Origin of the sequence: Enterobacter cloacae complex sp. I2 (genome assembly GCF_014896205.1) — a bacterium.
GTDB classification, from domain to species: Bacteria; Pseudomonadota; Gammaproteobacteria; order Enterobacterales; family Enterobacteriaceae; genus Enterobacter; species Enterobacter quasihormaechei.
Map to the genome: position 1 here is coordinate 48364 of NZ_JADBRA010000014.1, position 22357 is coordinate 70720.

At 55.7% G+C, this 22357-nt stretch carries 20 protein-coding genes; 6 read left to right on the forward strand and 14 right to left on the reverse strand.

Going from position 1 to position 22357, the window contains the following annotated elements:
- Positions 1–33 precede the first annotated feature (33 nt).
- Positions 34–585: a ribosome biogenesis factor YjgA gene (gene yjgA / locus IM300_RS13495; RefSeq protein ID WP_063450888.1), complete on the forward strand. Its 552-nt coding sequence runs from the start codon at positions 34–36 to the stop codon at positions 583–585.
- A 105-nt stretch (positions 586–690) separates the two neighbouring features.
- Here the strand turns inward: yjgA and mpl are convergent, their stop codons facing one another.
- Positions 691–2064 carry a UDP-N-acetylmuramate:L-alanyl-gamma-D-glutamyl-meso-diaminopimelate ligase gene (mpl, locus tag IM300_RS13500; protein ID WP_102750474.1) on the reverse strand — a complete coding sequence of 458 codons (1374 nt, stop codon included), beginning with the start codon at positions 2062–2064 and terminating at the stop codon, positions 691–693.
- A gap of 179 nt (positions 2065–2243) precedes the next feature.
- On the opposite strand from mpl, the gene fbp reads away from it, so the two are divergent.
- Positions 2244–3242: a class 1 fructose-bisphosphatase gene (gene fbp, locus IM300_RS13505; RefSeq protein WP_063450890.1), complete on the forward strand. Its 999-nt coding sequence runs from the start codon at positions 2244–2246 to the stop codon at positions 3240–3242.
- Between the two features lie 39 nt (positions 3243–3281).
- Here fbp and IM300_RS13510 read toward each other — a convergent pair whose 3' ends face one another.
- The 5 genes from IM300_RS13510 to ytfQ all read right to left on the reverse strand — a co-directional run bounded on the left by IM300_RS13510 (position 3282) and on the right by ytfQ (position 9529).
- Positions 3282–4850, reverse strand: a complete 1569-nt coding sequence (locus IM300_RS13510) for a methyl-accepting chemotaxis protein (protein WP_107534529.1) — start codon at positions 4848–4850, stop codon at positions 3282–3284.
- A gap of 93 nt (positions 4851–4943) precedes the next feature.
- Positions 4944–5945 carry a galactofuranose ABC transporter, permease protein YjfF gene (gene yjfF / locus IM300_RS13515; RefSeq protein WP_193036933.1) on the reverse strand — a complete coding sequence of 334 codons (1002 nt, stop codon included), beginning with the start codon at positions 5943–5945 and terminating at the stop codon, positions 4944–4946.
- Positions 5932–6957: a galactofuranose ABC transporter, ATP-binding protein YtfT gene (gene ytfT, locus IM300_RS13520; RefSeq protein ID WP_165498418.1), complete on the reverse strand. Its 1026-nt coding sequence runs from the start codon at positions 6955–6957 to the stop codon at positions 5932–5934. Before ytfT ends, yjfF begins: the two co-directional genes overlap by 14 nt.
- Positions 6958–6967: 10 nt before the next feature.
- Positions 6968–8470, reverse strand: coding sequence for a galactofuranose ABC transporter, ATP-binding protein YtfR (ytfR, locus tag IM300_RS13525; protein WP_193036935.1), 1503 nt, complete (start codon positions 8468–8470; stop codon positions 6968–6970).
- A gap of 102 nt (positions 8471–8572) precedes the next feature.
- A complete protein-coding gene (gene ytfQ / locus IM300_RS13530; RefSeq protein ID WP_193036937.1) occupies positions 8573–9529 on the reverse strand; it encodes a galactofuranose ABC transporter substrate-binding protein YtfQ in 957 nt (318 codons plus the stop codon).
- A 309-nt stretch (positions 9530–9838) separates the two neighbouring features.
- Here ytfQ and ppa point away from each other — a divergent pair, with 309 nt between their 5' ends.
- A complete protein-coding gene (gene ppa, locus IM300_RS13535; protein ID WP_006810347.1) occupies positions 9839–10369 on the forward strand; it encodes an inorganic diphosphatase in 531 nt (176 codons plus the stop codon).
- 185 nt (positions 10370–10554) lie between these two features.
- Here ppa and IM300_RS13540 read toward each other — a convergent pair whose 3' ends face one another.
- The 3 genes from IM300_RS13540 to tamA are packed head-to-tail and all read right to left on the reverse strand — an operon-like array spanning position 10555 to position 16408.
- Positions 10555–10899 (reverse strand): gamma-glutamylcyclotransferase, encoded by a 345-nt coding sequence (locus IM300_RS13540; RefSeq protein ID WP_063867186.1) that lies wholly within the window; start codon positions 10897–10899, stop codon positions 10555–10557.
- A 2-nt stretch (positions 10900–10901) separates the two neighbouring features.
- Positions 10902–14678: an autotransporter assembly complex protein TamB gene (gene tamB / locus IM300_RS13545; RefSeq protein WP_193036939.1), complete on the reverse strand. Its 3777-nt coding sequence runs from the start codon at positions 14676–14678 to the stop codon at positions 10902–10904.
- Positions 14675–16408 carry an autotransporter assembly complex protein TamA gene (gene tamA / locus IM300_RS13550; protein WP_064910242.1) on the reverse strand — a complete coding sequence of 578 codons (1734 nt, stop codon included), beginning with the start codon at positions 16406–16408 and terminating at the stop codon, positions 14675–14677. The genes tamB and tamA overlap by 4 nt, the downstream gene beginning before the upstream one ends.
- Before the next feature lie 224 nt (positions 16409–16632).
- On the opposite strand from tamA, the gene msrA reads away from it, so the two are divergent.
- Both msrA and IM300_RS13560 read left to right on the forward strand, forming a co-directional pair.
- Positions 16633–17274: a peptide-methionine (S)-S-oxide reductase MsrA gene (gene msrA / locus IM300_RS13555; RefSeq protein WP_063867179.1), complete on the forward strand. Its 642-nt coding sequence runs from the start codon at positions 16633–16635 to the stop codon at positions 17272–17274.
- A gap of 225 nt (positions 17275–17499) precedes the next feature.
- The gene (locus IM300_RS13560) at positions 17500–18837 is read left to right on the forward strand and encodes a hemolysin family protein (protein WP_006810357.1); all 1338 of its coding nucleotides are present in this window, start codon (positions 17500–17502) and stop codon (positions 18835–18837) included.
- A 59-nt stretch (positions 18838–18896) separates the two neighbouring features.
- On the opposite strand, the gene IM300_RS13565 is transcribed toward IM300_RS13560, so the two are convergent.
- The 4 genes from IM300_RS13565 to IM300_RS13580 all read right to left on the reverse strand — a co-directional run bounded on the left by IM300_RS13565 (position 18897) and on the right by IM300_RS13580 (position 20662).
- A complete protein-coding gene (locus IM300_RS13565) occupies positions 18897–19304 on the reverse strand; it encodes a hypothetical protein (RefSeq protein WP_193037015.1) in 408 nt (135 codons plus the stop codon).
- Complete coding sequence (locus IM300_RS13570; RefSeq protein ID WP_193036941.1) at positions 19282–19698, reverse strand: polymorphic toxin type 44 domain-containing protein; 417 nt, start codon at positions 19696–19698, stop codon at positions 19282–19284. The genes IM300_RS13565 and IM300_RS13570 overlap by 23 nt, the downstream gene beginning before the upstream one ends.
- Positions 19695–20186, reverse strand: coding sequence for an Hcp family type VI secretion system effector (locus IM300_RS13575; protein ID WP_193037011.1), 492 nt, complete (start codon positions 20184–20186; stop codon positions 19695–19697). Before IM300_RS13575 ends, IM300_RS13570 begins: the two co-directional genes overlap by 4 nt.
- 269 nt (positions 20187–20455) lie before the next feature.
- Positions 20456–20662, reverse strand: a complete 207-nt coding sequence (locus IM300_RS13580; protein WP_003856054.1) for a DUF1107 domain-containing protein — start codon at positions 20660–20662, stop codon at positions 20456–20458.
- 324 nt (positions 20663–20986) lie between these two features.
- On the opposite strand from IM300_RS13580, the gene IM300_RS13585 reads away from it, so the two are divergent.
- Positions 20987–21544: a YtfJ family protein gene (locus IM300_RS13585; RefSeq protein WP_193036943.1), complete on the forward strand. Its 558-nt coding sequence runs from the start codon at positions 20987–20989 to the stop codon at positions 21542–21544.
- On the opposite strand, the gene cysQ is transcribed toward IM300_RS13585, so the two are convergent.
- Entirely contained in the window at positions 21538–22278 is a 741-nt protein-coding gene (gene cysQ, locus IM300_RS13590; protein ID WP_015572488.1) for a 3'(2'),5'-bisphosphate nucleotidase CysQ, read from the reverse strand. The two genes, IM300_RS13585 and cysQ, sit on opposite strands and share 7 nt — an antisense overlap.
- Positions 22279–22357: the final 79 nt, after the last annotated feature.

Genomic DNA, 22357 nt, shown 5'->3' on the forward strand with positions numbered 1-22357 from the left:
GTAACATTAGCCTCTTTTTTTAAGGAGCCTGACATGACTAAGCAGCCCGAAGACTGGCTCGACGACGTTCCCGGTGATGACATCGAAGACGAAGATGATGAGATCATCTGGGTCAGTAAAAGTGAAATTAAACGTGACGCCGAAGAGTTAAAACAGCTTGGCGCAGAAATGGTAGAACTGGGTAAAAACGCGCTGGATAAGCTCCCGCTCGACCAGGATCTGCGTGATGCCATTGAACTGGCACAGAAAATCAAGAAAGAAGGGCGTCGCCGCCAGCTTCAGCTTATCGGTAAACTGCTGCGTCAGCGTGACGTGGAGCCGATCCGTCAGGCGCTGGATAAGCTGAAAAACCGCCATAACCAGCAGGTTGCGCTGTTCCATAAGCTGGAGCAGATCCGCGATCGTTTGATCGAGCAAGGTGATGACGCGGTACCCGAAGTGCTGAACCTGTGGCCGAATGCCGACCGCCAGCAGCTGCGATCGCTTATCCGCAACGCGAAGAAAGAGAAAGAAGGGAATAAGCCGCCGAAGTCAGCGCGCCTGATTTTCCAGTATCTGCGCGAGCTGTCTGAGAACGAAGAGTAATCTGTGCGGGTTTGCGCCGGATGGCGGCGTAAATGCCTTATCCGGCCTGCAAGGTCGTGCGAAAAAATGTAGGCCCGGTAAGCGCTAGCGCCACCGGGCTTTTTTTTACGCTGCGGCTGCGGCTTTCTTCGCCAGACCGTCCAGCAGCTTCTGATGGATCCCACCAAACCCGCCGTTGCTCATCACCAGAATGTGGTCGCCAGGCTGAGCGGCTTTCACCACCATATCCGCTAAGACATCCACGTCCGCACTCCAGTGCGCCGGCTGAATGCAGGCGTCGGCCACTTCGGCCACCTGCCACGGAATATGCTGCGGTTGCAGCAGGAAGACCTCATCGGCACGCCCTAAGGACGGTGCGAGATCGTCTTTACAGATCCCCATTTTCATGGTGTTTGAACGCGGTTCCAGTACGGCCAGAATGCGTGCGGTGCCGCCGACTTTGCCACGCAATGCGGCAAGCGTCGCCAGAATGGCGGTTGGGTGGTGCGCGAAATCGTCGTACACCGTCACGCCGTGGGCTTCACCGCGCAGTTCCAGACGACGACGGGCGTTGATAAACGTGCCCAGCGCACTGGCGGCATCCGCAGGCAGAACCCCCACATGACGCGCCGCCGCTATCGCCATCAGGCCGTTGTGCATGTTGTGTTCGCCCACCAGGCCCCACTTCACTTCACCGACTTTCTCACCGTCGAGCAGCACTTCCCACTCGGAGGCATCGGCGTTCAGTTTTTTCGCCTGCCAGTGGCCCTGCTCGCCCACCAGCTCCTGCTCGCTCCAGCAGCCCATCGCCAGGGTCTGCTTCAGGTTGATGTCGTTCTCCGGCAGGATGATACGGCCCTGGCCCGGCACGATGCGCACCAGATGGTGGAACTGTTTCTGGATCGCCTTCAGGTCGTCAAAGATATCCGCGTGATCGAACTCAAGGTTATTGAGGATCAGCGTGCGCGGGCAGTAGTGCACGAATTTGGATCGCTTGTCGAAGAATGCGCAGTCGTATTCATCCGCTTCAATCACAAAGAACGGGCTGTCGCCCAGACGCGCGGAAACGTCAAAATTCCCCGGCACGCCGCCGATCACGAAGCCCGGCTTGTAACCGCAGGCTTCGAGGATCCAGGTCGCCATACCGGCGGTGGTGGTTTTGCCGTGCGTCCCGGCTACGGCGACCACCCAGCGGTCGCGCAGGACAAAATCATGCAGCCACTGCGGGCCAGACATGTACGGGATATTGCGTTCCAGCACTGCTTCAACGCATGGATTCCCACGGGTCATGGCGTTGCCAACGATCACCAGATCCGGCTGCGGCTCCAGCTGGCTGGCGTCGTATCCCTGAATCAGAGAAATTCCCTGCTTCTCCAGCAGCGTGCTCATCGGCGGATACACATTGGCGTCCGAACCTGTCACTTCATGGCCCAGCGAGCGCGCCAGCATTGCCAGTCCGCCCATGAAAGTGCCACAAATCCCCAATATATGAATGCGCATACGTCACTATCCTTCTTTAATGTGGCGCACATTTTACCCACATGTCAGCGGCTGTGAAACGCATTTCAGGTAAATCCGTATTTTGCTGGCGCGATTCACCTCTGCGCTAATATTTGAATGTTTGTTAAGATTGTTGGACATCAACCGCTTTACTCAACATAAGATGCAGGGAAAGTGTTATGAAAACGTTAGGTGAATTTATTGTCGAAAAGCAGCACGAGTTCTCTCATGCTACGGGTGAGCTCACTGCTTTGCTGTCGGCAATAAAGCTGGGCGCTAAGATCATCCACCGCGATATCAACAAGGCCGGTCTGGTCGATATCCTGGGTGCCAGCGGTGCCGAGAACGTTCAGGGTGAGGTTCAGCAAAAACTCGACCTGTTCGCCAATGAAAAACTGAAAGCAGCACTGCGCGCGCGCGACATCGTTGCGGGTATCGCCTCTGAAGAAGAAGATGAGATCGTCGTCTTCGAAGGGTGCGAACACGCGAAATACGTTGTTCTGATGGATCCGCTCGACGGCTCCTCCAACATCGACGTTAACGTTTCTGTTGGTACCATTTTCTCCATCTACCGTCGCGTTACGCCGGTTGGCACACCGGTGACGGAAGAAGACTTCCTGCAACCGGGCAGCAATCAGGTTGCCGCCGGCTACGTGGTGTATGGCTCGTCCACCATGCTGGTGTACACCACCGGCTGCGGCGTGCACGCCTTTACCTACGATCCGTCACTGGGCGTGTTCTGCCTGTGCCAGGAGCGTATGCGCTTCCCGGAGAAGGGCAATACCTACTCCATCAACGAAGGCAATTACATCAAATTCCCGAACGGCGTGAAGAAGTACATCAAATTCTGCCAGGAAGAGGATAAAGCCACGCAGCGCCCGTACACCTCGCGCTATATCGGCTCGCTGGTGGCGGATTTCCACCGCAACCTGCTGAAGGGCGGGATTTACCTTTATCCAAGCACGGCAAGCCATCCTGACGGGAAGCTGCGTCTGCTGTACGAGTGCAACCCGATGGCGTTCCTGGCCGAGCAGGCGGGCGGCAAGGCGAGCGACGGTAAAGAGCGTATCCTGGATATCGTGCCGGAAAGCCTGCACCAGCGCCGTTCGTTCTTCGTCGGCAATAACCATATGGTGGAAGACGTTGAACGCATGATCCGCGAATTCCCGGACGCGTAAGGCGTAAAAAGGGGAGCCTGACAGGCTCCCCTTTTTTTATCATGCCGTTTGCGCCGTCAGCCTGAAGGAGGCCATCGCCTCCATCAGCTCGCGCGACTGCGCCTCCAGGGAACGTGTTGCCGCAGAGGATTGTTGAACCAGCGCCGCGTTTTGTTGCGCCGTTTCATCCATCTGATTAACGGCGATATTCACCTGCTCAATGCCGCGGCTCTGCTCCTGAGACGCCGTTGCAATTTCTCGCATCAGTTTGGTCATACGCAGCACTTCGGTGGCGATCTCGTCCATCGTCTCACCGGCCTGTTGCGCCAGCTCGCTGCCCTCGTTCACGTGGGTTTGCGAATCGCTGATAAGCGAGCGGATCTCCTTCGCCGCATCGGCACTGCGGCTGGCGAGATTGCGCACCTCACCCGCCACGACCGCAAAACCCCGTCCCTGCTCGCCCGCACGCGCCGCTTCTACGGACGCGTTCAGCGCCAGAATATTGGTCTGGAAGGCGATCCCATCGATAACGCTCAGGATATCGGCGATGCGCGCCGCGCTGCCGGAGATATCGCGCATCTTCTCAATGACGTAGCAGACCATTTCGCTGCCGCGATCGGCGGTGTCGGAGACCGACTGCGCCAGCTGGTGCGCCTGCCCGGCGTTTTCGGCGTTACGTTTCACCGTGGCGGTGATCTCTTCCATACTGGCGGCCGTCTGCTCCAGCGACGTGGCGGTAGATTCCGTGCGCTGGGCAAGGTTCAGGTTCCCGGCCGTCAGCTCGCGGCTGCCGGTATCAATCTGCGAGCTGGCGTCGCGCACGCGCAGGACGGAGCCCATCAGCGACTGACGCATCTCTTCGATGGCCGCGTTGAGGCGATTAAATTCCTGGCTCGCAGGCGCGTTCAGGGCGTAGGTCAAATCCCCTGCCGCCACGTGTTCCAGCTGGGCAATTGAGGCTGAAAGCGGCTTGAGCAGCATATGGCGCAGCACCAGCCAGGCCAGCACGATAATGCCTGCCGTCAGCAGCGCCGCGACGATAATCAGGATCAGCACGCGGGTTTTACTCGCCTGCACGGCGCTCACTTCCGCTTTGCCGCGCGCCTCGCTCCACGCCTGGAACGCCTGCATATCGTTATCAAACTGCTTCGCCACCGGCACCAGCTTGCTTTCCAGCAGATCGTAATAGCCGTCCGCGCTTTGCTCGTTCAGGGCGTTCAGCATCGGGGTGATGCCCTGCTGGTTGTACACCGCCAGGCTCGCGGCGACCTTATCCAGCAGCTTTTGTCCCTGTTCATCCGCCACGCCACCGCCGATCACGCCCTTCAGCGTTTTCTGTGCCAGCGTCACTTCCTGGTTAATGGTTTTGACCGCCTTGGCCGCATCGTCCAGCAGGCCGACCTCCATCATGCGGACGGCCTGACCCGCTTCGTTACGCGCGCGCAGGATCAGCGTATAGCCGGCATTCAGCTGCACCATCTGTTCACCCTGAAGGTGATTGATGCGCTGGAGAGAAGCGGAGCTTTGTGTAAGGGCATAAATGCCGATGCCGCTGACAATCAGCAGCAGAAGGGTCATAACGGCCAGTAAAGAGAGCAAGCCGGTACGAATCGATAGCGTTTTAAGCATGATGTTATTTCCGGTAGCGAGATATTTCTGGGCATAAAAAAAGAGTATCGGCCGCTACCGGAAAATGTTTAGACTTTAAGCAATTTCAGCACGTTATCGCCCTGTTACAGAGGTATTTACACGGGTAACAGGCGAGCTTTGGCGGTTCTCCCACAGCACCGTCAGGCCGCGCTGGAGCGCGATAAAAATAAACAGCAGAATGCCAATGGCGATTTTGGTCCACCAGGAGCTGAGCGTGCCGTCGAAGTTGATGTAAGTCTGAATCAGCCCCTGGATCGCCACGCCAAATAGCGTGCCGAGCACCGTCCCCACACCGCCGCTGAGCAGCGTGCCGCCGATGACCACCGAGGCAATGGCGTCCAGCTCAACCCCCACCCCCGCCAGCGCATAGCCTGCCTGGGTATACACCGAAAACACAATCCCCGCGAGCGTGGCAAGGCCGGTCGAAAGCATATAGATGCGGATGGTGGTGCTGCGCGTGGAAATCCCCATCAGGTTCGCGGACGTGGCGCTGCCGCCAATGGCATACACCTGATTACCAAACCGGGTACGGTGGGCGAGGAAGATCCCAATCACCACCACGCCCAGCATCAGCAGCCCCATCGCGCTCAGGCGCCCTCCGCCGGGAATTTTCCACGCCAGGCTCGAGAGCGTATCGTAGATCGGGTGGTTAATCGGAATCGACTCCTCCGACACCAGATAGCTCACGCCGCGCAGGAAGAACATCCCGGCAAGGGTGATGATAAACGCCGGGATTTTCAGCGCGTCGATTAAAAGCCCCATAAAGGCGCCGAACGCGCAGCCCATGGCCAGCACCAGCGGGAACGCCAGCAGCGGCGAAATGCCCCAGAAGCCAATGGCCTTGGCGAGGAACACGCCGGTAAAGGCGATCACCGACCCAACGGAGAGGTCGATCCCGCCGGAGAGGATCACAAAGGTCATGCCGACGGCAATAATCCCGAGAAACGCGTTATCGGTCAGAATGTTGCAAATCACCCGCGTGGAGGCGAAACCCGGGAACTGGGTCAGGCAGTAGAGGTAGCCCAGCACGAACACGCCCAGCGTGATCGTTAACGGCAAATTACGTTTTATCATGACCGCGGATCCCCTTAATGAGAGTGATAAAGCGCGGCGACTGCACGATAAGCACGATAAGCACCACGACCGCTTTGACGACCTGATTGAGCTCCGGCTGGAAGCCGGAGAGCAAAATACCGGTATTCATACCCTGAATAATCAGCGCCCCCACCACCGAGAGCAGCAGGTTAAACCGTCCGCCCATCAGCGATCCGCCGCCGATCACCACCGCGAGGATCGCGTCCAGCTCCAGCCAGAGCCCGGCGTTGTTGGCATCCGCCCCACGAATATCGGCGGCCACGATCACCCCGGCAATCGCGGCGCAGACGCCGCTCAGGACGTAGGTCAGCATCACCATCAGCCGGGTATTCACGCCGGCGTTTTTCGCGGCCCGAATGTTAATCCCCACCGCTTCGATGAACATCCCGAGCGCCGTTTTGCGGGTGAAAAGCCAAAAGATAACCAGCGTCACGAGGGCAACGATCACCGGCGTCGGGAAGTACAGGACGTTACCGCTGCCGATCCACGCCAGGCTCGGGGAGCTAAAGGTGACGATTTGACCGGAGGTAATAAGCTGCGCCACGCCGCGCCCGGCCACCATCAAAATCAACGTCGCGACAAATGGCTGGATCTTGAGCACCGCGACCAGAATGCCGTTCCACAGCCCGGCTAATACGCCGGACCCCAGCGCGGCGAGCAGAACCACCGGCAGGCTGTGCCCGGCAACGGTCATCGAGGCTGCGGTGGCGCCCGCAATCGCCATTACCGCACCGACGGAGAGGTCGATCCCGCCGGTGGCAATCACCAGCGTCATGCCAATCGCCAGCAGCGCCACGGGCGCGGCACGGTTTAAGATGTCGATCGGGCTACCAAACAGGCGGCCATCCTGCACGACGATCTGGAAAAAATGCGGGGCTACCAGGCTATCCACCAGCAGCACCAGCAGCAGCGCCACGATTTGCGGCGTGCCGGTCGGCCAGCTGAAGCGGCGCTTCGCTTCGCCAGTTTGCGAAAGAGAACGGGACATCACATTTGACTCCTTACACCGCGATGGCATTCATGATCGCCGGAACGGACAGCTTATCCAGCGGGATCTCAGCCACCTGCCTGCGATCGCGCATGATGATGACGCGATCGGCATAGCCAACCAGCTCCTCCAGCTCAGACGAGATCACCAGCAGCGCCAGACCGTCGGCACACAGCGTTTCGATAAGCCGGATGATTTCGGCGTGCGCGCCCACGTCGATGCCGCGCGTGGGCTCGTCGAGGATCAGGAACTGCGGTTTGGTCAGCAGCCAGCGAGAGAGCAGCACCTTCTGCTGGTTGCCGCCGGAGAGAAACTCAATGGGCTGTTCGGCGCTCGGGGTACGTATACCGAGCTGGCGGATAAAGCGCTCGGCAATGGCGTTTTGCTCTTTACGCGGGATCGGACGCAGCCAGCCGCGCTGGGCCTGTAGCGCCAGAATGATGTTTTCCCGCACCGAGGCGGCGGCAATAATTCCGTCCGTTTTCCTGTCTTCCGGGCAGAAGCCCACCCCGAGGCACGACGCCTGATGCGGTGAACGTAGCGTTTGCGGCTTGCCTTTGATCAGCGCCGTTCCGCTGTCGGCGGGCCTGATCCCGAAGATCACTTCGGCGGTTTCGGTGCGTCCGGAGCCTAACAGACCCGCCAGACCCACAATTTCGCCGGGGCGCACCTCCAGGTTAAACGGCGCGATGGTTCCTTTTTTGCCGTAGTCGTGAAAGGCGGCGATCGGTTTTTCGCTCAGCAGCGTGCGGCCCGCGCGCTGGAGTGCGTTGGTCTCCAGCTCGCGGCCCAGCATCATTTTGACCAGCTCAATCTGCGGCAGCTCGCGGGTTTCCCGGCAGCCGACAAAGCCGCCGTTGCGCAGCACAGTGATGCGGTCGCTTACTTCGTAAACCTGATCGAGAAAGTGCGTAACAAAGATCAGGCTCACGCCCTGATCGCGCAGCTGGCGCATCAGGGTAAAAAGCATCTCCACTTCCTGGGTATCGAGGCTGGCGGTGGGTTCATCGAGGATCAGCACTTTCGCCGAGAGATCGATAGCGCGACAGATCGCGACGATCTGCTGCATCGCCACGGAAAAGCGGTTCAGCGGTTCGCGCACGTCGAGAGAGAAACCATAAGACTCCATCAGCTTCGTGGCGCGCGCTTCCATCTCTTTGCGGCGCAGCAGGCCAAAACGTCTGGGCTCGCGGCCTATAAACAGGTTGTCCGCAACCGACATGTTCGGCAGCAGGTTCACTTCCTGGTAGACCGTGCCGATCCCCAGCTGCTGTGCATGCGCGGTATTCTTTGGCGAAATCGCATTACCTTCCAGCCAGATAGCGCCGCGATCGGCGTGATATACCCCCGTCAGGGTTTTAATCAGCGTCGACTTCCCCGCGCCGTTTTCGCCGAGCAACGCCATGATCTCCCCACGCCGCAGGCTGAAATCAACGTTATCCAGCGCCTTAACGCCTGGGAAAAATTTACTCAGGCCCTCGGTGCGGAGGATTTCCTGGTGTTGTTCGGTGGTCATGATTTCCCCCTGCATTAAGCCGGATGACGCTACGCTTATCCGGCCTACAAATGAGCGTATCGTAGGGCGGGTAAGCGCAGCGCCACCCGGCAATGTCACTGATCAGTAGCCCATATTTTTCTTCTTCTCTAATTCTTCTTTCGCCGTGTCCGGCAGGTAGAGCGTGGATTTGGTGACCGTCACTTTTTCAGGCACCGTGCCGTCTTTCTTGAATTTCTCCAGCGCATCGAATGCCGGGCCCGCCATGTTTGGCGTCAGCTCAACGCTGGCGTTCGCTTCGCCGTCAATCATCGCTTTGTAGATGTCCGGCACGCCGTCGATCGAGCCGGTAAGGATATCTTTGCCCGGCTTCAGGCCCGCTTCTTTGATGGCCTGAATGGCGCCGATCGCCATGTCGTCGTTATGGGCGTAAACCATGCAGATATTTTTGCCGTTATTTTCTGCCTTGATGAAGCTTTCCATGACCTCTTTACCCTTGCTGCGGGTGAAGTCGCCGGACTGAGAACGGACGATCTTAATGTTTGGCGCGCTGGCGATGGCCTGCGCGAACCCTTTCTTGCGGTCGATCGCGACGCTCGCACCAACCGTTCCCTGCAACTCAACCACGTTACACTGCTTGCCATCCACCTGCTTCACCAGCCAGTCACCAATCAGTTTGCCTTCCAGCACGTTATCGGCGGTGACGGTGGTCATATAGAGAGATTTGTCTTTTACGTCGATGGAACGGTCGAGCAGGAAGACAGGAATTTCAGCATCTTTGGCTTCCTTCAGCACCGGCTCCCAGCCCGTCGCGACAACCGGGGCGATAAAGATGGCATCTACGCCCTGGGCGATAAATGAGCGTACCGCTTTAATCTGGTTCTCTTGCTTTTGCTGACCATCGGCGATTTTCAGCGTAATACCGCGCTTTTCAGCCTCACTTTTCGCCACGTTCGTTTCAGCGGCGCGCCAGCCGGATTCAGATCCGACCTGCGAAAATCCAACGGTTAACGGTGCGGCCATCGCCATAGACGACATGGCTGCCGAAACTGCTGTAACAAGAAGTAAGCGCTTCCACATATGAACGTCCTCGTAGGGTAGGTTATTGTTGGTTAAAAGATGTTCTGCGGATGAACTATAGCCAATGGAATATGTTACGGATTGCGTTACGTCACACTTCAGAAAAGTGAATAAAACGTTAATCACAAGTTTGTAATCGCTTTCATTTCCACATTTAAAATGCGGCTGAGTTTATGGATTATCCTGTCATGGAAACGGTCTGAAAAGTGAAGGCGCGGGGGAGATAAGACGAAAACAGGCGAAGACTTTCAGCGCCAGTTGGCTATAATACTTGCCACTTGTTTACCATCCATTTTGAAGGACACCGACATGAGCTTACTCAACGTCCCTGCGGGTAAAGAACTGCCAGAAGACATCTACGTGGTTATCGAAATCCCGGCCAACGCAGATCCAATCAAATACGAAATCGACAAAGACACCGGCGCGCTGTTCGTTGACCGTTTCATGTCTACCGCCATGTTCTATCCGTGCAACTACGGCTACATCAACCACACCCTGTCTCTGGACGGTGACCCGGTTGACGTACTGGTCCCAACGCCATACCCATTGCAGCCAGGCTCCGTCATTCGCTGCCGTCCTGTTGGCGTGCTGAAAATGACCGACGAAGCGGGTGAAGATGCGAAACTGGTTGCCGTACCGCACACCAAGCTGAGCAAAGAATACGATCACATTAAAGATGTGAACGACCTGCCAGAGCTGCTGAAAGCGCAGATCGCCCACTTCTTCGAGCACTACAAAGATCTCGAAAAAGGCAAATGGGTTAAAGTTGAAGGCTGGGATAACGCAGAAGCGGCGAAAGCAGAAATCATCGCCTCTTTCGAACGTGCAGCTAAGAAGTAATTCTTACTGCTGATACTAAGCCCCGCGCGTCGGGGCTTTTTTGTGCCTTTCGATCCTGGCAACCCGTGCGATTGGGAAGTATCGCCCGGCGGCGCTACGCTTGCACGGGCCTACGCTGCACAGTTCAACTCATTGATATTACAGCCACAAAAAACAACGCCACCTTACGGTGGCGTTGTCGTTTTTCATAACTGGTCTCTGTCTAACCAGTTACCGCTTTCAATCAGCGTTAACCCGTCGACCGAACGTTGGTACACGTACATCCATGCACTGCCGTAAGGCGTCTGGATCAACTGGCGAGCGTATTCACCGCCCCTGGTGCGCAAGGCATCAAGTTCGGCCAGCGTAGCATTATCAATACGATAAACCTCACCCTGTACCGTTCCGTTCCCCGGAACCGCGCCTGGATAGTGGCCCAGACTGTACAGCTGATAGTTTTCGATTGTGTAATTTCCCAGCAACTGGGCGTTGGTCATCCAGTGGCTGTTGCCTTGCTTGGTTCGTAAACTGCCGTAAACAAATATTCGCATTGCTAAAACTCAAACTGATAGAGCAGATCAAGTGCCTGGTCTACGCCGGACACTGCTTCCAGATATAGCTTAGGCATCAGGCGGTAACGTAACGTGAGTGTAGCCAGTGAGTCAAAGATCCCCACGCCATATTTTACCTGTAGACCCGGCAGTACATAGCCGCTGACCACTACCTGCGAAGAGTCACCCACGCCCTGAGTGTCCAGCGCCAGATTGCTTACGCCAAACGTCTCGCCGATTTTACCCACAACCTGACCACTTTGTGCAACCCCCAGACCGACTAACATTGACGTCATTGCCGCACCATCGCCCTGCTGGCTATCCAGACCCTGTCCGCGCAGCAGGTAAGAGAGCGCTTCCTGTTGCGACATGGCCGGGTCAGAGAAGATCTCTGCCTTAGGTTCGTCGGCGGAGCCCGTCACGCGCACGCCCGCAATCACATCATCTTCGGTGGCTTCCGGGTTACGGATCGCTTCGATATTCAGGACCGGCTGATCCGGTGGACCGGAGAACAGCAGCTCACCTTTACGCACAATCAAATCCTGACCGTAGGCATGGAAGCGCCCTTCAGGAATATTGATTTGTCCATTCAGGCCCAGCCCCTGCTGATCCTGCGCCACTTTCAGGTCACCCGTGAGTCTCGCCTTCAGCCCAAACGCGTCCAAACGCACGTTATTCCCCACGTGCACGATAAGATTACTATTGATCGGTATGCCAGCGCTCTTCTGTTCAACAGGTTTCAGATTTTCATTGAGCATAACTTCATCACTGGAGACGCCAACCGCGCTTTCCGGCACCTCGTGAACCACGATGCGCGCCCACGGGACGTCGACGCGGCCGTCCAGCGTGAAGAGGCTTGGCGTGGCCTCAAAGACCACGTCTGGCGATACGTCCAGCCGCACCATCGGCGGTACCGTGATACGCACCCTGCTGCCTTTGGCCGCAATACGGGCGCGCCAGTTATCAAGCTGGCTCCAGTCTGCATCGCCGCTCAGGTTGATTTGTCCCTGCTGCGTCAGCACTGAACCACTGAGGGTTGAGCTTTGGCCGTTAAAGTTCATCGCAAGCTGGCTTGGCTGCATATCGAACGGCATAAAGTTACCGTCGATGTCCACGCCGCTTAGCCGCATCTGGCCAAACAGCTGCGGGCTTTGCGCATCTCCCGCCAGGCGCAGGTTGGCGCTGAGCATACCCGCCGCTTTTTCACCCCGCGAGAAAATCGGATTCACCATCGCCAGGTTGAAGTTGCGAATATTGACGTTGCCGCCGAGGTTGCGCCGCCCTTGCGGATCGGTAATTTGCACCTGTCCGTCAAGCTGACCGTTGTTGGTCAGACGAATAAGCCACCCCAGCTCCGCGCGGTTGTTACGCAGGTCGGCATTCAGATTCAGGGTGTCGAACGCCACCGGCAGCGGCGCGTCATTGACCTCCTGCGTGACCTTCACGTTACGCCCGGAGAGACTCACGCTGCCCTGCGGCAGGCCCTCTTTGGTAGTGTCCCACGCGACGTCCGCTTTACCGCTAAAGACCCCGCTCGCCTGGGTGGTTTCCGGCATAAACGGTTTCAGCATGGCCAGGTCAAAACGGTTGAGGTTGATCTGCGCGCGTCCTTCCGCGCCCGCATCAATGGTCTGCGGCACGCACAGCTCGGCGTTCGGGTTGGTCCAGCAGTGCGGCCCAATGCTGATTTTCTGCTCTGCGTTGCGGTAGTCCAGTGCGATGGATCGGGACAGCACCAGCGGGCCAACCGGCGTGCTGAAGCGGGTGTTGTCCAGCTGCCCTTTCCAGCGCGTCGCGTTGCGGTCAAAGCTGCCGGTCAGGTGCAGCTGCCCGGAGACCGGCTCGCCCTGCACGCGCAGCTGGAGATCGTGCTGCTTCTCGTTACCTTTCGCCGCCAGCGTCACCAGGCTGATGTTCACGTCCGGCTGAGAAATACGCTCCACGCGTAGGTCGAGGCTACCGCCGATCTGATCGGTAGATTTCACGTCCCCGTCGACGCGCACGCGGGCAATGGAGAGTTCCTGCCAGCGCAGGTTGTTAGCGGTAATGTCCGCCAGCAGCTGCGGCGCTTCCACCGTACCGCGAACCTTCACTAACCCTTTCGCCGTACCGCCAAGGCCCGGCAGGGCGTTATCAAGGTTTGGCGCGTCGATGGTGGCATCCAGATCGAGGTCTTTCACCCCCAGCTCGCCTTTGATATCCGCCGTGTTGCGGCCCAGCGCCACGTGCAGGCCCGGGATCACCCACTGGAGATAGCTGTTGCCCTTAACCGAGCCCTCTACGTTGACTTTGTTCTGCTTCACGTTGCCGGTCAGCTTGATTTCCGGCACGTCCATCTGCCAGGTGCCGCCGTAAAGGCTGCCGCGGGTTTTGATCAGGCCGTCGAGTTTAGACGGCCAGTCCGGTACCTCTTTGGCGGTGTTGATCCCGGTCAGCTTCAGCTCGCCGCGCCAGCTGATCGCCTGCTGCCAGTCGAGCAGCGCGGTCAGCTCGGTTTTTCCTTCCAGGGCTGCCACGGTCAGCTTGTCGAGGTTTACCTGCAACTCGTTACCCTTCGCATCCAGGGTGATATCGGCGGGCGGTACCCCCTGCCCCTTCACTGCCGTGCGGAACGACAGCGTGTAGTCGGTCATTTTGCCACTCAGCTTCAGCTTCAGATCGTCGGCCTGGAACTGCCTTTCGCCGGTGAATGGCCAGTAAAGCTGCTTGCTGACAATCTCAAGGTTGAGCGGTAAACCGGCCTCTGCCAGCTGGGTTTGCCCACGCAGCACCATATCCACCGGGCCGGACAGGTTCACGCCGAACTCAAGCTTCTCGCGCAGCGCACCGCCGACCTTCACCTTCACCTTTTCGCCCTTCAGCGGATCGATGTTCAGGGCGCTGTTCAGCGTAATATCTACCGGCCAGTTGTCGCGCAGCTGCGCGTTGCCTGAGGCGTTCACCGAGCCCTGACTGGAGTCGATATCCAGCGCGTCGAGCTTCATGTTGCCGTCGATGCTGCTGACTTTAAGCAGCATGTTGTAGACCGTCAGATCGGTATCACCCGTCAGACGCAGCTGCTCGCCCTTAAACTCTTCGATATTAAGGTTCAGCGGCAGATGCACGTCGGTCATCTCCGGCAGCACCGGTTTCGAGAAGAGATCTTTCAGCGTTTCACCCAGCGGTTTTTCTTCCGGCGGCGGGTTCTGGATCTTCGGCTCGACAATCTCTTCCTGCGCCACGTCGGCCACCTTCGGCAGCGCAATCAGCAGCCCTTGCAGGGAGGTTGGGGTCAGGGTGAGGTTTTTCTCCTGCCAGCGCAGACCGGAGGTGAAATCCATCACCGATACCGTCGTATCGTCGATTTTGATGTTGACGTTATCCAGCGCAACCCGGTAGAGCGCAATCGGGTACGGCGTGGAGAGGTTAAGCGGGCCGCTATCCTCTTCCTCGACGGGCTCAGACTTCGGCATTTTTTTGGAATCTATCGCCACGTTTACGTCTTTTAACGACAGATCGTTTACGCACAGCCTGCTGTCCCGCAGGCAGCCCAGCTTCACCGCCAGATGAAACTCGCCCGCGTTCACCGCCACGCCGGGCTGTTCATAACGGATATTTTTCAGGCGCAGATCGCGCCAGCCGCCCGTCACCTGGCCGATTTCCAGCCCCGGCACCCAGCGGTTCGCGGCGTTAAACAGCAGATGCAGGCCCGTGGTGGTGCCCACCAGAAACGCCACCGTGCCAAGCAGCAATACGATAAAAATCAGCACTCCGAGGCTTATCTTCTTCCATAAACTCATAATTCAGGCCCCAGACCGATGTAAAACTGTAAACCGTGTTCTTCTTTGTCACCCACCGGAACGGCGAAATCGAGCTTGATCGGCCCGACCGGTGACTGCCAGCGCACGCCTACGCCCGCGCCGGTTTTGAAATCGCTACGGCGGATGTCGTTTACCGCTTCACCGCTGTCGACAAACATGGCGCCCCACCATTTGCCGCTGACGTTGTACTGGTACTCCAGCGAGCCGGTCGCCAGCTTAGAGGCCCCGGTCAGCTGGCCTTTTTCGTTTTCAGGTGAGATCGATTTGTACTTATACCCGCGAATACTGCGGTCGCCCCCGGCGAAGAAGCGCAGGTCCGGCGGAACGCGCTCGAAATCACCCGTCTCAATCCAGCCGAGATTGCCGCGCATCACAAAGCGGTGTTTGTCATACAGCGTGCGGATCCAGACGTTTTGCGCCTGAAAGACGGAGAAGTCCACGTCGGATCCCCAGGCGGTGTTGGAATAATCGATGGAGTAGCGCTGGGAATCGCCCCAGGTCGGCATCAGGCCGCCGCGCGAGCGGGTGCGGCTGATCATCACGCCCGGATAAAGCAGCATGGTGGTGTTGGTGACGTTGGCCTGGGTAAAGTGATCGAGGCTCCAGCGCAGGTTAATGGCGCGCTGCCAGCCGCTGGAGAGATCCCAGAAGCGTGAGACCGCAAGCGTTGTCGAGTCCTGCTCGGTATCGTTCAAATCGGTACGCTTAAAGCCGCCCTGCACCAGGTAATATTGCTCAAGCGGGTTTTTCAGGAGCGGCATTTTGTAGCTGAAGTCCAGCTGCTGTTCAGGCGCAGAGAGGCTGACGCTGGTGGTCAGGCTGTGGCCGTAGGAGTTCATCCACGGTTTTCTCCACGAGGCCTTCACGCGCGGGCCGACGTCCGTGGAGTAGCCGACACCGGTCTCAATGGTATTCTCGGTGCGCGGAGAGACTACGCCATGCAGCGGTAATACCTTCGTTTTACGGGATTTTTCAAATTCAGGCGCCACCACCACGGAGTTAAACCAGCCGGTAGCGGACAAACGACGGTTCAGCTCGCCGAGGTCGCTGGACTGGTAGTAGTCGCCCTTTTTGAACGGCACCAGGTTTTGCAGATACTCATCACGGATCTGCGATCCTTCGAAGGTTACATCGCCAAACCGATACCGTTCGCCGCTGTCGTAGTCGATATCCCAGAATGCCTGACGTCGCTCAAGCGCAACGCCCAGCTGGCTTTTGTTGAATTTGCTGTCGAAATAGCCTTTACGCAGGGAAACGTTGGTCAACGACTTTTTAAAGCGATCGTAATCCCCGTGATTGAGCACGGTGCCCACTTTCGGGCGGTTGCTGAGTAGATCCAGGTAGTCCCGATCCGTGCGCGCACCGCCGCGCAGCACCACGTTCGTGCCGCCAATCAGAACGGGTTCGCCCGGCGAAACGCGGGCAATCAATACCTGACGCCCCTTCGCCGGCGGCGGGCGTAAGTCGAAATCGATGGTGGGTTCATAGTAACCCAACGCCTTTAAGCCTTCGCGAATGGCGTCATCCACGCGCGCGCGAAAACGCCGATCCGGCGTCACTTCATCGCTCTGGATGGTGGAAAGCTGCGCACGCACGTTTTTTTCCAGCGCCCCGGATAACCCCTCAACCTGCAAACGGACATTCGCCGCGCTGGCAATCCCGCTTGTCAGCATTAAACTGACTAAACATAACTGGCGGATCTTTGTCACGTTTTCTCCTGAATATCCCTGTTTCCACCCTGGAAGCAAATGCAGTGCCGCTCCGCGGCAAAATACGGCCTGCTGGCCAAAAACCCAAATTACGGGTTGAAAAAGGGTGCAACACCCAAATATTTCTTATGATTAAATCTAGACTCATTCATCGCATTTATTGTGTTCAATTAAACGCTTCGTGACAACCTTAACCGAAACAACGCTACCCGGGAGGCCCCACCGTGAGTTTATTCGATAAAAAGCATCTGGTATCACAAGCCGATGCGTTACCGGGACGCAACACCCCTATGCCAGTGGCGACATTACACGCCGTAAACAACCATTCAATGACAAATGTTCCTGATGGAATGGAGATCGCCCTGTTTGCCATGGGCTGCTTCTGGGGCGTAGAGCGCCTGTTCTGGCAGCTGCCGGGCGTTTACAGTACCGCTGCGGGCTATACCGGAGGGTATACGCCTAACCCAACCTACCGCGAAGTCTGTTCCGGCGAAACCGGGCATGCCGAGGCGGTCCGTGTGGTGTATGACCCGAGCGTTATCAGCTATGAACAGCTGCTCCAGGTGTTCTGGGAAAACCATGATCCGGCGCAGGGCATGCGTCAGGGTAACGATCACGGCACCCAATACCGTTCGGCTATTTATCCGCTCACCCCAGAGCAGGAGGCTGCGGCCCACGCCAGCCTGACGCGTTTCCAGGAAGCGATGCAGGCCGCTGGCGATAAACGCCAGGTGACGACCGAAATCGCTACCGCGAAACCGTTCTACTATGCCGAAGACGATCACCAGCAGTATCTGCATAAAAATCCGTACGGCTACTGCGGGATTGGCGGCATCGGCGTTTGCCTGCCTCCACAGCACGCCTGATTACTGCACTAGCGCCACGCGAGCCGCGTGGCGCATAACTCAACCACACTCCCCGCCGCAGGCCCACCTTATTTGTCGAAAACGTGACCTCTGGCAGATTTACACGCCTTTACGCTATACTACCGCTGAAATAATCGGCTCAACGCTACGAGCTGACTTCAATGTGTCTTCACACGAATGGTATCAACTCCCCTTCTGAGGATCTGGCGAGAAGCCGGATAAACTATGTTAAACAGTATTTTAGTAATACTTTGTCTTATTGCCGTCAGTGCATTTTTCTCGATATCGGAGATCTCGCTGGCTGCCTCCCGTAAAATCAAACTGAAGCTGCTTGCCGACGAGGGCAACATCAACGCATCACGCATTTTGAAAATGCAGGAAAATCCCGGCATGTTCTTTACCGTGGTGCAGATTGGCCTGAACGCGGTCGCCATTCTTGGCGGTATCGTGGGCGATGCAGCGTTTTCTCCGGCGTTTTATAGCCTCTTTGTAAAGTACATGTCCGTAGAGCTGGCCGAGCAGTTGAGCTTCATCCTCTCCTTCTCGCTGGTCACCGGTTTGTTCATTCTATTCGCGGACCTGACCCCGAAACGCATCGGTATGATTGCGCCAGAAGCTGTGGCTTTGCGTATCATCAACCCGATGCGCTTCTGTCTGTACGTCTTCCGCCCGCTGGTGTGGTTCTTTAACGGCCTGGCGAACGTCATTTTCCGCATCTTCAAGCTGCCGATGGTGCGTAAAGACGACATCACATCCGATGATATTTACGCCGTGGTTGAAGCCGGGGCGCTGGCAGGCGTGCTGCGCAAGCAGGAACACGAGCTGATTGAGAACGTTTTCGAACTGGAATCCCGTACCGTTCCCTCTTCCATGACCGGCCGTGAGAACATCATCTGGTTCGATCTGCATGAAGATGAGCAGAGCCTGAAGACCAAAGTGGCGCAGCATCCGCACTCCAAATTCCTGGTCTGTAACGAAGATATCGACCATATCATCGGCTATGTGGACTCCAAAGACCTGCTGAACCGCGTGCTGGCAAACCAGAGCCTGGCGCTGAACAGCGGCGTACAGATCCGCAATACCCTGATTGTGCCGGACACCCTGACGCTCTCCGAAGCGCTGGAAAGCTTCAAAACTGCGGGTGAAGATTTCGCGGTGATCATGAACGAATATGCGCTGGTGGTGGGCATTATCACCCTCAACGACGTCATGACGACGCTGATGGGCGACCTGGTCGGCCAGGGGCTGGAAGAGCAAATTGTGCAGCGTGACGAGAACTCATGGCTGATTGACGGCGGTACGCCGATTGAGGACGTGATGCGCGTGCTGGATATCGACGAGTTCCCGCAGTCCGGAAACTACGAGACCATCGGCGGCTTTATGATGTTTATGCTGCGTAAGATTCCGAAACGTACCGACTCGGTGAAGTTCTCCGGCTTCAAGTTTGAAGTGGTGGATATTGATAACTACCGCATCGACCAGCTGCTGGTAACGCGCATTGATAGTAAACCGACCGTGCTGGTGCCGAAGCTGCCAGATGCGGAAGAGAAGGTGTCGGCGTAATTTATGAAGGGCAGCGTTGCGCTGCCCTTTCTTTTACCCTCTGAGATTCACTCCAACTTTTAAAAAGGTGATGAATTCAAATAGATAAGAGTTGAGTAAGATAGATTACTAAAATAATAAATTTTACCGCTGACTTTGATATATATAGCGTTTTCTTCAGTCTCTACCTTTGCATCAGGATCTGTAGTTATCAGAAATGGAGCATACCCGTTCTTGACCTCGCCTAAAAAAGTTTCGCCAGAAATTTTTGACGACGCTAAATAGTATTTGTATACATTTGAAGTCGTAGCTCCCGCATTGCTTTTTGTAATATACAATACGGAAACCTTTCCGATACTTTCTTTGTAAATAATTTCTTGCTCAATATAGAGAAATTCATTTAAAGTACGCCATATGGCATAGGAAGAAATCAGGATTATGAGTAATATATAAATACATTTTTTCCTAGAAGCCTGCACGCTGAGCATAGTCTATCCCCGCTCTAATCCATGTTTGATCTGTAGGATCATCGCCATGAGGATCTGGCCCTTGATAGTTCTCAAAATCAGAAGAACTCGTTCCCGCCAGAATTTGAGCGATACCTGCACCTCGTAGCAATATCTCAGGCTTTATACCAGCAGCAATACCCACCGCTCCATAATGAAAGTTGCCGAAATTTTCGTATTGTCTGCCTAATTGATTTTTATAATCCCAGGGACCATGCCCTCGAACCTGCTTGTAAAACCAAAGATATGTTAACGCTGATGGACCACGGTGAAAACGAGCTATCATCATGTTGCTGACAACAGATACTCCCAGGGGGGAGAAGGAAGATATATCATAGGGAGGATGAGGATTAACTGCACTTACCGGATATCTCATTGTTTACCCCTTTCATTCCAGCTATCTGAAAAAAGCAGGTTCCCGTCACAATGTTTCCATGTAATTTTTTCATAACGTACTTCTACACATTCAAGATGATTATGCTTCTCCTTTAATACATCTTTTGTATCATGCATTATTGGTGAAACCCCAACAATAGTAACGTTCTCCAAAAGCATATTGTTATATTCAACTTCTTGCCCAGCATCATTGATACGATACCATTTAAACTCTGCGCTTATCAATTTCTGGCCTGTACAAACGGCCTTAAATAGATAGGGAGACGAGGAATCAAACTCTTTCAAAAAAATGATGCTTGAATGTTTCCTTGTTCCTGTAATTTTCCCTGTCAATGGATCAGTAGGAATTGATACGTTATGTGAAAAACCATTAACCTCTATACTCGACTCTCTGCCTTGAACATCTACTTCCCCCTTAATTAACGCACCACCATCATCCTTCAGCCATAAATAAGCAGGAATAGCCATCATTAAACTCCTTTTCAAAGTGAGATGACCATTGTTCCTGCGTAACGAGAAAAGACCAATAAACAGTTAATACTTTATTGTCCTGTATCAACAGTTACACACTGAAAAGTAAATTTAGATTAACTTAATGAAGAGAGTGAAATTTATCCGTATCACAGAAGGATTGCGTGAAATATCTAGTAAATGAATATATGTGAAACTACGGCTACAAACATCAACGGCTCCCATCGGGAGCCGTCTTTTTTAACTACTACTGCATAGCACGTTGGTTAAGCCATCTCAGTTTGCAGACGCATAACCTGACGGTTGACTTCGGACATCACAGACAAGTGCTGTTTGTCCTTCACTTTTGGGATAAGTATTTTGCCCTTATCGAACTCAAAAGCGCCAACATCCTTGATATACAACCGTCCACGGAACAGGATCTTCACGTACTTCGCCACCTGAAGCGGGTTGTAGCGTTGGAAAATTTTCATTCTTGTATCTCCTGCGAATCATACGCCCTTGCGGTGCCACAATCGGCCCGACTGTCCTGAGCGCAAATTTTGATGCCCAATGACTATAGACCAGAACCTCGTACTTACCCAGTGTGCATAAGTTTATTTACCGTTTGATTACAATTATTCAGAATAATCTTTGCAAAGCGTGATGCAGAGCAGTATATGCCGTCGTTTTTGCGTGGATATGTGCGTTCGCCCGCAAACTGGCATCGGGATTGCGGGAAAAGCCCATTGATCGCACTTATGATTAAAAGCGCATGACCAAGTGGTCGGATCACCTGCTCACAATAAGGAAACACCATGACCCTACGTAACCTCCTGACAGCAGCTTGCCTGTTGCTGCCGCTGATGGCTTCCGCACACAACATTGAAAAAGGAGAACGTGTTCCGCCGGTCGGTATTGCTGACCGGGGAGAATTGATTCTCGACAATGATAAGTTTAGCTATAAAGCCTGGAATAGCGCGCAGCTCGCGGGCAAAGTGAGAGTTGTACAACATATTGCCGGACGTACATCCGCAAAAGAGAAAAACGCGACCCTTGTGGAGGCGATCAAGACCGCAAAACTCCCGCACGATCGCTACCAGACCACCACCATCGTGAATACCGACGATGCGATTCCCGGCTCCGGGATGTTTGTGCGCTCAAGCCTTGAGAGCAATAAGAAGCTCTATCCTTGGTCGCAGTTTATTGTCGACAGCAACGGCGTGACGCGTAAGGCGTGGCGGCTGGAAGAGGAGAGCTCAGCGATTATCGTGCTGGATAAAGCGGGCCGCGTGCAGTGGGTTAAAGACGGGGCGCTGACGCAGGATGAGGTGCAGCAGGTGGTTGCCCTGCTGCACAAGCTGCTGGATCAGTAGAGTGACACCCGGAAGCCCGGGTTCAGGAATGACTCGCGCGGGGTATAGTCCAGCGGCTTACCCTGCCAGTCATGCACATGCGCGCCCGCCGCTGCGGCAACGGCGTGGCCTGCTGCGGTATCCCAGACGTTCGTCGGCCCAAAACGGGGATACAGCTGCGCCTGCCCTTCTGCCACCAGGCAGAACTTCAGCGACGATCCGATCGACGTCGTCTGGTGTTCGCCCAGCTGTTGCAGGTACTCTTCCAGCTCGCTGTCGCTGTGCGAGCGGCTGATCACCACAAGCGGAGGACGGGCATCGCGCACCTGGATCTGCTTACGTACGCCGCACTCTTCCTTCCAGGCTTTGCCTTCCGCCGCGCTGTACATCACCTTCATCACCGGGGCGTAGACCACGCCGAGCACCGCCTTTCCTTTTTCAATCAGGGCGATGTTGACGGTGAACTCACCGTTACGCTTGATAAACTCTTTCGTGCCGTCCAGCGGATCGACCAGCCAGTAACGTTGCCAGTGCTGACGTTCGTCCCAGCTCTGGGGCGCTTCTTCAGAAAGGACCGGAATATCCGGCGTCAGGGCCTGCAAGCCTTTCAGGATCACCGCATGCGCCGCGATATCCGCCGCCGTCACCGGAGAGTCGTCCGCTTTGCTGACAACGTCCATCGGTTTTGCACCGTCGTACACTTGCATAATGGCATCACCCGCATCCCGTGCGAGCTGACAAATTTTATCTAACATTCTCCACCTCTTCGTTAACGCAGTGGGCATAACTTATTGTTTTAGTTATATCGTAATGTGAACAATTCCGCTATCTGTG

Coding starts and splice junctions, on each gene's coding strand:
- ytfQ (WP_193036937.1), bottom strand. CDS start 9,529: ATGTGGAAGCGCTTACTTCTTGTTACAGCAGTTTCGGCAGCCATGTCG.
- cysQ (WP_015572488.1), bottom strand. CDS start 22,278: ATGTTAGATAAAATTTGTCAGCTCGCACGGGATGCGGGTGATGCCATT.
- IM300_RS13565 (WP_193037015.1), bottom strand. CDS start 19,304: ATGCTCAGCGTGCAGGCTTCTAGGAAAAAATGTATTTATATATTACTC.
- IM300_RS13575 (WP_193037011.1), bottom strand. CDS start 20,186: ATGGCTATTCCTGCTTATTTATGGCTGAAGGATGATGGTGGTGCGTTA.
- IM300_RS13585 (WP_193036943.1), top strand. CDS start 20,987: ATGACCCTACGTAACCTCCTGACAGCAGCTTGCCTGTTGCTGCCGCTG.
- yjgA (WP_063450888.1), top strand. CDS start 34: ATGACTAAGCAGCCCGAAGACTGGCTCGACGACGTTCCCGGTGATGAC.
- mpl (WP_102750474.1), bottom strand. CDS start 2,064: ATGCGCATTCATATATTGGGGATTTGTGGCACTTTCATGGGCGGACTG.
- IM300_RS13580 (WP_003856054.1), bottom strand. CDS start 20,662: ATGAAAATTTTCCAACGCTACAACCCGCTTCAGGTGGCGAAGTACGTG.
- IM300_RS13540 (WP_063867186.1), bottom strand. CDS start 10,899: ATGCGAATATTTGTTTACGGCAGTTTACGAACCAAGCAAGGCAACAGC.
- IM300_RS13570 (WP_193036941.1), bottom strand. CDS start 19,698: ATGAGATATCCGGTAAGTGCAGTTAATCCTCATCCTCCCTATGATATA.
- yjfF (WP_193036933.1), bottom strand. CDS start 5,945: ATGATAAAACGTAATTTGCCGTTAACGATCACGCTGGGCGTGTTCGTG.
- ppa (WP_006810347.1), top strand. CDS start 9,839: ATGAGCTTACTCAACGTCCCTGCGGGTAAAGAACTGCCAGAAGACATC.
- ytfR (WP_193036935.1), bottom strand. CDS start 8,470: ATGACCACCGAACAACACCAGGAAATCCTCCGCACCGAGGGCCTGAGT.
- IM300_RS13510 (WP_107534529.1), bottom strand. CDS start 4,850: ATGCTTAAAACGCTATCGATTCGTACCGGCTTGCTCTCTTTACTGGCC.
- fbp (WP_063450890.1), top strand. CDS start 2,244: ATGAAAACGTTAGGTGAATTTATTGTCGAAAAGCAGCACGAGTTCTCT.
- tamB (WP_193036939.1), bottom strand. CDS start 14,678: ATGAGTTTATGGAAGAAGATAAGCCTCGGAGTGCTGATTTTTATCGTA.
- IM300_RS13560 (WP_006810357.1), top strand. CDS start 17,500: ATGTTAAACAGTATTTTAGTAATACTTTGTCTTATTGCCGTCAGTGCA.